4 protein-coding genes and 1 pseudogene are annotated in these 8,048 nt (G+C 57.5%); 4 read left to right on the top strand and 1 reads right to left on the bottom strand.

What is annotated here, in order from left to right; genetic code table 11:
- Positions 1–110: 110 nt before the first annotated feature.
- Positions 111–815: a trehalose operon repressor gene (gene treR / locus AQS70_RS00925; RefSeq protein ID WP_055101067.1), complete on the bottom strand. Its 705-nt coding sequence runs from the start codon at positions 813–815 to the stop codon at positions 111–113.
- A 288-nt stretch (positions 816–1,103) separates the two neighbouring features.
- Here treR and treP point away from each other — a divergent pair, with 288 nt between their 5' ends.
- From treP to ptsP, 4 genes and pseudogenes are all read left to right on the top strand, one after another.
- On the top strand, positions 1,104–2,546 hold the full coding sequence (treP, locus tag AQS70_RS00920) for a PTS system trehalose-specific EIIBC component (RefSeq protein WP_055101066.1): 1,443 nt from the start codon (positions 1,104–1,106) through the stop codon (positions 2,544–2,546).
- A 29-nt stretch (positions 2,547–2,575) separates the two neighbouring features.
- The gene (treC, locus tag AQS70_RS00915) at positions 2,576–4,225 is read left to right on the top strand and encodes an alpha,alpha-phosphotrehalase (protein WP_055101065.1); all 1,650 of its coding nucleotides are present in this window, start codon (positions 2,576–2,578) and stop codon (positions 4,223–4,225) included.
- A gap of 79 nt (positions 4,226–4,304) precedes the next feature.
- Positions 4,305–5,436 (top strand): annotated as a pseudogene (locus tag AQS70_RS00910) (carbohydrate porin).
- A 60-nt stretch (positions 5,437–5,496) separates the two neighbouring features.
- A complete protein-coding gene (gene ptsP / locus AQS70_RS00905; RefSeq protein ID WP_055101073.1) occupies positions 5,497–8,046 on the top strand; it encodes a phosphoenolpyruvate--protein phosphotransferase in 2,550 nt (849 codons plus the stop codon).
- Positions 8,047–8,048: the final 2 nt, after the last annotated feature.

Below are 8,048 nucleotides of genomic sequence, written 5' to 3'. Positions count from 1 at the left end.
GCGCGAGGCTGTTTCAGCGACTACAGACTTAGCCCGTTTGCTACGCGACAGCGCGGCGTCTGGACGATAGGAAATCTCCTACAGTAATGGGTTGTCTCCAATTACAGCTTTTAACGTCTGGCAATGTCCGAAAAGTAAAACTTGTCCAAGGTATGCCGCGACTCGGTGTACTCGAACTGCCTTCCATCCTGCAAAAACGTCTGGTTGCTCACCACAATCACATGGCTTTGCCCTTCCAGATCCAGATGCAGTTGATCGTCTTTACTGCGCGGCACCGCTTCGATGGTGCGCTGGGCAAAACTGATCTGCAGGTTCAACGTCTGCTCGATAAACGCATAAATCGAGTGCTGGGCGATCTCTTGGTTTAACCCCGGAATCAAGTCGCTGACGAAGTAGTTGATGTCCAGAATCACGCGTTTGCCCTCAATGCGCCGCACGCGTTTAACGCGGGTAATCAGGCTGCCAAGCTCGGCGTCGATCTTGTCACTGAGCGAGCCTTCAAGCGGGAAGTGGGTGAACTCAACCACCTCGGTGCTGACGTCATTGCCGAGGCTGGGATGGGTTTCCTGAAAGCTGACGATGCCGCCCAATTGAAACTCAATGGGGTGCGATGACAGGACAAACGTCCCTTTGCCATGGATCTTTTGCGCAAAGCCGCGTTCTTGCAGCTGTTCTATCGCCTTACGCACAGTCCCGCGGCTGGCTTGGTAACGGCTCATCAACTCAGTTTCGGACGGCAAGCGGGCACCGCGCGCCAAGCGCTCAGTGCTGATGTTCGCAAGCAGATCAGTATAAATCTGGCTGTATTTGGTCATGGCGATGGCTCGGTGCCGTTAGCTGTTCAAGGCCCGAACCTTAAAGGCAGGGCGCTTAGCAGCGCAAGCACTGCGCAATAGACAGTGTTTTAGGATCTTTCAGGCGCTTTTTTCGGATGTGGCTGATAGCTGAAATTATTAATCACTTCACAGTTAAGCAGAGCCCTCAACTATCTTCTAACTCGTCTGTACCAGTTGTTGCATTAACTCGTACAGACGAGTAGGTTTCGCTCCAGCGTGCTGCCAAAACGACGCTCAATAATAAAAATTCCACGCGGAAGACAACGCATGAGCCACGACTATTCGAAAATCGCCAACCAGTTGCTGCAAGGCTTGGGTGGCGTTGACAACTTGGAGCAGGTAGCGCATTGCGTCACACGCCTGCGTTTGGCCCTCAAAGACCCCAGTTTGGTGGACAGCGCAGCGCTCCATCAAATAGACCTGGTCAAAGGTTCTTTCTTCACGGGCGGTCAGTATCAGATCGTCATTGGCCCCGGCGACGTCGACAAGGTGTACGCCGCCTTACGTGAGCAAACCGGCCTCGCGGCAACAACCATTGCCGAGGTCAAACAAAAGGGCGCTGACAAGGCCAACGCTGCACAGCGTCTGGTACGAGTGCTTTCGGATGTTTTCATGCCGATTCTGCCCGCGCTGATCATTGCGGGTCTGCTGATGGGGGTTAACAACCTGCTCAGCGCCAAAGGCATGTTCATTAACGACACCACATTGCTCGATGCTTACCCCTCGCTGGACGGGCTGTGGAGCCTGATCAATCTGATGGCCAACACCTCATTTGTATTTTTGCCTGCACTGGTGGGTTGGTCAGCCGCTAAGCGCTTTGGCGGCAGTGAAGTCCTCGGCATCGTGCTCGGCCTAATGCTGGTTCATCCCGACTTGCTCAATGCCTGGAACTACGGCAAAGCCGTCGCCGGATTGGATGGCCAAAGCCTGCCGTACTTCAACATCTTGGGTGTATTGCAGATCGAGAAGGTGGGCTATCAAGGGCAAATCCTGCCGATTCTGCTGGCCGCCTACGTCATGAGCGTGATCGAGAAATGGCTGCGGGCACGGGTGCCGAATGCCATTCAATTGCTGATCGTGCCCATCACCACCATCGTCATTACGGGAGTGTTGGCGCTGGCGATCATCGGCCCGGTCACGCGTTATGTGGGGGGGTTGATCACCCAAGGCGTGGTCATGGTATTTGATCTGGCGCCGGTGCTCGGCGGCATGCTCTTCGGTGTGTTGTACGCACCGCTGGTGATTACCGGCATGCACCACATGTTTCTGGCTGTTGACCTGCAATTGATCGCGACCCACGGCGGTACATTTATCTGGCCGATGATCGTGATGTCCAACTTGGCCCAAGGCAGCGCCGCGCTTGGCGTGTTCTTTATGAGCCGCAACGCGCGCGAGCGCAGCATGGCTTCAACCTCGGCGGTGTCGGCGTATTTCGGCATCACTGAGCCGGCCATGTTCGGGGTCAACCTGCGCTACAAATTCCCGTTTTACGCCGCGCTGATTGGCTCGGCGCTGGGCAGTATTTTCCTCTCACTGAACAAGGTTCAAGCCTCGGCAATCGGCGTCGGCGGCTTGCCGGGTTTTATTTCGGTTATCCCGCAGCACATCCCGATGTTCGTGGTGGGCATGTTGGTGGCCATGCTCGTGCCCTTTGCCCTGACCTGCGGGCTGAGCCTGAAAATCATCCGTCCCGGCTATCGCGTCGCCTGAACGATCACCCTTCTTTTTGAGGAACTCTCATGCACGACTGGCAGCGTTCGGTGATCTATCAGGTCTACCCCAAAAGTTTTCACAGCCACGCGGGCAATGCCACCGGTGACTTGCTGGGCGTGGTCGACAAACTCGATTACTTGCAGTGGCTGGGTGTTGATTACCTGTGGCTGACGCCTTTTTTGCGCTCGCCGCAGCGCGATAACGGCTATGACATCAGCGATTACTACGCCATCGACCCCAGCTACGGCAGCATGGCCGATTGCGACGTATTGATCCGCGAGGCCAACGCCCGCGGGATCAAGTTGATGCTCGATATCGTGGTGAACCACACCTCCATCGAACATGAGTGGTTCCAGCAAGCGCGCAGCAGCCTCGACAACCCGTACCGCGACTTCTATATCTGGCGTGATCAGCCGAACAATTGGGCGTCCAAGTTCGGTGGTTCGGCCTGGGAATACGAGGCGCAAACCGGTCAGTACTATTTGCATCTGTTTGACCACACCCAGGCCGACCTGAACTGGGACAACCCCAAGGTCCGCGCCGAAGTCTACGCACTGATGCGCTATTGGCGTGACAAAGGCGTGGGCGGTTTCCGGCTGGACGTGATCAACCTGATCTCTAAGCCCGCGCACTTTGCGCAAGACGACACCGATGGCCGACGCTTTTACACCGACGGCCCCAACGTGCATCACTACCTGCAAGAGATGCATCGCGAAGTCTTCGCCGGGCACGACCTGGTGAACGTGGGCGAAATGTCTTCTACCTGCCTTGAACACTGCGTTCGCTACTCGCGCCCAGAGAGCGAAGAGCTGTCGATGACCTTCAACTTTCATCACTTGAAAGTGGATTACCCGGACATGCAAAAGTGGGTTCGCGCCGACTTCGACTTTCTGGCGCTCAAGCGCATCCTGTCTGACTGGCAAGTCGGCATGCAGGCGGGCGGAGGCTGGAACGCGTTGTTTTGGTGTAACCATGACCAGCCACGTGCGGTGTCACGTTTTGGCCACAGCGGTGAGTTTCGAGTGGTGTCAGCCAAGATGCTCGCTACCGCACTGCACTGCCTGCAAGGCACGCCGTATGTGTTTCAGGGCGAAGAAATCGGCATGACCAACCCAGGTTTCGAGCGCATTGAGCAATACCGCGACGTTGAAACCCTGAACATCTATCGCATCCAGCGTGAAGCAGGCGTGGCCCATGACGACTGCATGGCGGCGATCCGGCAAAAGTCGCGGGACAACAGCCGCACGCCGATGCAGTGGAATCACCAGCCCCATGCGGGTTTCAGCAGCGTTGAGCCGTGGATTGATCTTCCTGAAAACGCGACGCTGATCAACGTTCAAAACCAGATGAACGACCCGAGTTCGGTGCTGCATCACTACCGGCGCCTGATCGCTTTACGCCGCGAGGAGCCGCTGCTGGTGCACGGCGAATACCGAGAGTTGCTGGTCGATCACCCACGCGTTTGGGCGTATCTGCGCCAAGGCGAGGGCGAAAGTTTACTGGTGCTCAACAACTTCTATGGCACCGCGTGCGAGGTTGAGTTACCTGAGCACGTCATCACCCAAGGCATGACGCAGCGCTTATTGATCAGTAACTACGACGCCCATCCGCCCCGAACGAGGCGCATCTGCTTGCGCCCCTACGAATCGTTTGCCGTGCACCTCACCCCTCTGTAGGAGCTGTCGCAGCCTGCGGCAGCTCCTACAACGGCCCAGCATGCTCAGCACACAACAATAAAAATAAAAAAGGCTCTCTATGAAAACCTTACTCAATCGCAGCCTGTTCACCGCTTGCCTGTGGCTGTTCACGCCACTTTCGGCCAGCGCACTGGAGTTTGCCGGTTACCTGCGCAGCGGGGTTGGCAACTCGCTCAATGGCGGCAAACAATCGTGTTTCAAACTGCCCGGCGCTGAAACCAAATACCGTTTGGGCAATGAATGCGAGCAGTACGCTGAATTGGAGTTACGACAAGACGTTTATAGCTTTGATGATGGTTCGGTACTCAGTGTCGACGGCATGGCCTCGCTGTATAACCGCTACAACCGCCAGCTCAGTTTTAACGGTGATAACGGCTCGGTTCGTATGCCGCAGTTGTACGCGCAGTGGTCCAACCTTCCGAGTCTCAATGGCGGGTCGGTGTGGGCCGGACGGCGTTACTACAAACGTAACGACATTCATATTTCCGACTTTTATTACTGGAACCAGAGTGCTACCGGTGCGGGGATCGAAGACGTTTTGATCGGCGGCTTGAAATACAGCTATGCGCTGTCACGCAAAGACAGCCTGTACCAGCAAGACGCCGTGACGCGTCACGACTTCAACGTTGCGGGGTTCAACACCAACCTAGGTGGGCAGTTGGAGTTCGGCCTGAGTTACTTGGATAAACCACAGCGTAGCCATGCTCACAGTGGCTGGGCGATCACCGCGCAGCACGTGCAACGTGAGTTTTTAGGCGGCCAAAACAAGTTGGCTGTGCAATACGGAGAAGGCTCCGGCACGGGGCTGGGCTACACCGGCAGCACCTCTTTAGATAACAGCAGCAAGCGTTATCGAATCGTTGAATTCTTCGACTGGCAAGTGACCCCGCGTTTCGGCGGGCAGATCGAGGCGGTGTATCAAAAAGATGTCCGCCCGGACGGCGGCAACCTGCAATGGCTCTCTCTGGGTGTGCGCCCGATATATGCGATCAGCGAGCAGTTCAAGCTGGTGAAGCTTTTGGATGCGCCCCGGGATCCGTTTGTATTACGCCTATGCGCGCTGGAACGCGGCCGCGCAGCGTGCGGCCAACGAGTTTGACGCCGGTTCAGCACTCTCTGACAGCGGCGCTTTTGGCTCGTCGCGCCACGGTTCCAACGCGGGTGTGCAGGTTGAGTACTGGTGGAAATAAGCGACGCTGTGGGGGCTTGCGCTCCATCAGCACTTAACCGAATCAACTGTGGGTGAAGACATGGTTACATCCCAACAAGTGGAACTGCTGGCGCCGTTATCCGGGGTTTTAATCGCGCTCGAACAGGTGCCTGACCCGGTGTTCTCCAGTCGTTTGATGGGCGACGGTCTGTGTATCGACCCAACGTCGCAGGTGCTGTGCGCGCCGCTGGCTGGAGTCATCAGCAATCTGCAAAAAACTGGGCACGCGCTCAGCATTACCAGTGCCAACGGCGTGCAAGTGTTGTTGCACATCGGTTTGGATACGGTAAACCTCGGCGGCAGAGGTTTCACCGCGTTGGTCGAAGAGGGGCAGCAGGTAGTGGCCGGGCAGGCGTTGATTGAGTTTGATGCCGACGCGATTGCCCAGCAGGCACGCAGCTTGCTCACCTTAATGTTGGTGGTCAGTGGCGAACGCTTTACGCCCTGGTCGCACGCTTGTGACCTAGTCGATTGCGGCCAACCGTTGCTGCGCTTGGAGGTGGAGCAACCGCAAGTCGTGGTTCAGGAGGCTACCCTTCAAGGCGAGGCGCTGTTCTCAGTAGCCATTGCGCTGCCCAACCGCAACGGCCTGCATGCCCGCCCGGCGACAGTGTTTGCACAGGCGGCCAAGGGCTTTGCCGCGATGATTGAGCTGCACAAACAAGAACGCAGGGCCAACGCCAAGTCACTGGTCGCGATCTTGACCCTGCAAACCACCTACGCGGATGTGGTGCAGATCAGCGCGAGCGGTGAGGATGCCGAGCAAGCCATAGGCGTGTTGTCTGAGTTGTTGTTGGCGGGTTGCGGCGAAGCGCCGACGCTGCTTGCCCAGCCCGCTCCTTCATCCATGGGCGAGCCTGTAGCCGCGCCGACTCCGATAGATGGCACCTTGTTGCGCGGGGTGTGTGCGTCTTCTGGGGCGGTGTATGGGCACGTTGTGCAGATCGCTGAACAGCCTCTGGACTATCCGCAAGCAGGGGCCGGGGAAGCGTTTGAAAAAGCGCAATTGCAAGGCGCTTTGTTAGCGGCTGATAAAGCGCTCGACACCCTGGGCCGTGAATTCAGCCAAGGACCGCAAGCCCATATCTTCAGCGCCCATCGCGAGCTGCTGCAAGACCCTAGCCTGTTGGACTATGCGTCCGCCTTAATGGCCTCTGGCCATAGTGCGGCTTATGCTTGGATGCATGCGATTGAGGCGAATGAATACCTGTTTAGACAGGGCGGTAACGCTTTTCTGGCTGAAAGGGCGCAAGACCTCGCGGATGTTGGGCTGCGCGTCCTCAAGCTGATTCTGCGGATCGAGGACGCGATTCAAACGTTGCCGGACAATGCCATCCTGATTGCCGACCAGCTCAATCCGTCGCAAACCGCAGGGCTGGACACTACCAAGGTGCTGGGCTTTGTCACCGTGGGCGGCGGCGCAACCAGCCACGTGGCGATTCTGGCCAGGGCCTTGGGCTTGCCAGCCCTGTGCGGCTTGCCACAACACGTGTTGAACTTGGCCAACGGCACGCCAGTGCTCTTGGATGCACAGCAGGGCATATTGCACGTGCGTCCTAGCGAAGCGGCCGTTGAAGCACTCACGCGCCAACGTGAGCAGCTGCATGTGCGCCAAGCGTGTGATGTGGCCCAAGCGGCGCAGCCAGCGCAGACCCGGGATGGGCGTCATATCGACGTGTCGGCCAACATTGCTTCGATGGACGACGCCGAGCGGGGCATGGCCATGGGCGCCGACGGTGTCGGCTTGCTGCGCTCTGAGTTCTTGTACTTGGGGCGCAGCCATGCCCCGGACCACGACGAACAGGTCGCCACTTACCGCGCCATCGCCCGTACCGTGGGCGCTGAGTACAACTTGGTCGTGCGTACATTGGATGTCGGCGGCGACAAACCGCTGCCCTACGTGCCGATGGAATCCGAGGCCAATCCTTTTTTAGGGATGCGCGGTATTCGCCTGTGTTTGCAGCGTCCTGAACTGCTGCGTGAACAGTTCAGTACGATTCTGGCCAGTCACGAACTGACACGTTTGCACATCATGTTGCCGATGGTCACTGAGCTGTCCGAGTTGCGTCTCGCCCGTCAACTGCTTGAAGAGCAAGCGCAGCGCTTAGGCATCCAGCGTCTGCCTAAGTTGGGGATCATGATTGAGGTCCCGGCGGCTGCGTTAATGGCCGACGTGTTTGCCCCAGAAGTGGATTTTTTCTCGATTGGCACCAACGACCTGACCCAATACACCTTGGCGATGGACCGTGATCATCCGCGTCTGGCCAGCCAAGCTGACAGCTTTCACCCGGCGGTATTGCGCCTGATCGCCACCACCGTTAATGCCGCCCATGCTCACGGCAAGTGGGTGGGTGTATGTGGTGCGTTGGCCTCTGAGTCATTGGCGGTGCCGGTGCTGGTCGGGTTGGGGGTTGATGAGTTATCGGTGAGCGTGCCGTTAATTGCCACGATCAAAGCCCAAGTGCGCGAGTTGGAGTTCAGCACCTGTCAGACCTTGGCCCAGCAGGTGCTGGCGCTGGACAGTGCCGCCCAAGTGCGTGCGACCTTGCAGAACAGCCAGCTGGCTTATTCCTGTGTGTTGGAGAATTGAAC

The organism is Pseudomonas endophytica (assembly GCF_001411475.1).
Lineage (GTDB): Bacteria > Pseudomonadota > Gammaproteobacteria > Pseudomonadales > Pseudomonadaceae > Aquipseudomonas > Aquipseudomonas endophytica.
Note: the sequence above shows the minus strand (reverse complement) of the source record. Positions and strands in the feature narration are given on the sequence as shown.

Coding starts and splice junctions, on each gene's coding strand:
- treR (WP_055101067.1), bottom strand. CDS start 815: ATGACCAAATACAGCCAGATTTATACTGATCTGCTTGCGAACATCAGC.
- treP (WP_055101066.1), top strand. CDS start 1,104: ATGAGCCACGACTATTCGAAAATCGCCAACCAGTTGCTGCAAGGCTTG.
- treC (WP_055101065.1), top strand. CDS start 2,576: ATGCACGACTGGCAGCGTTCGGTGATCTATCAGGTCTACCCCAAAAGT.
- ptsP (WP_055101073.1), top strand. CDS start 5,497: ATGGTTACATCCCAACAAGTGGAACTGCTGGCGCCGTTATCCGGGGTT.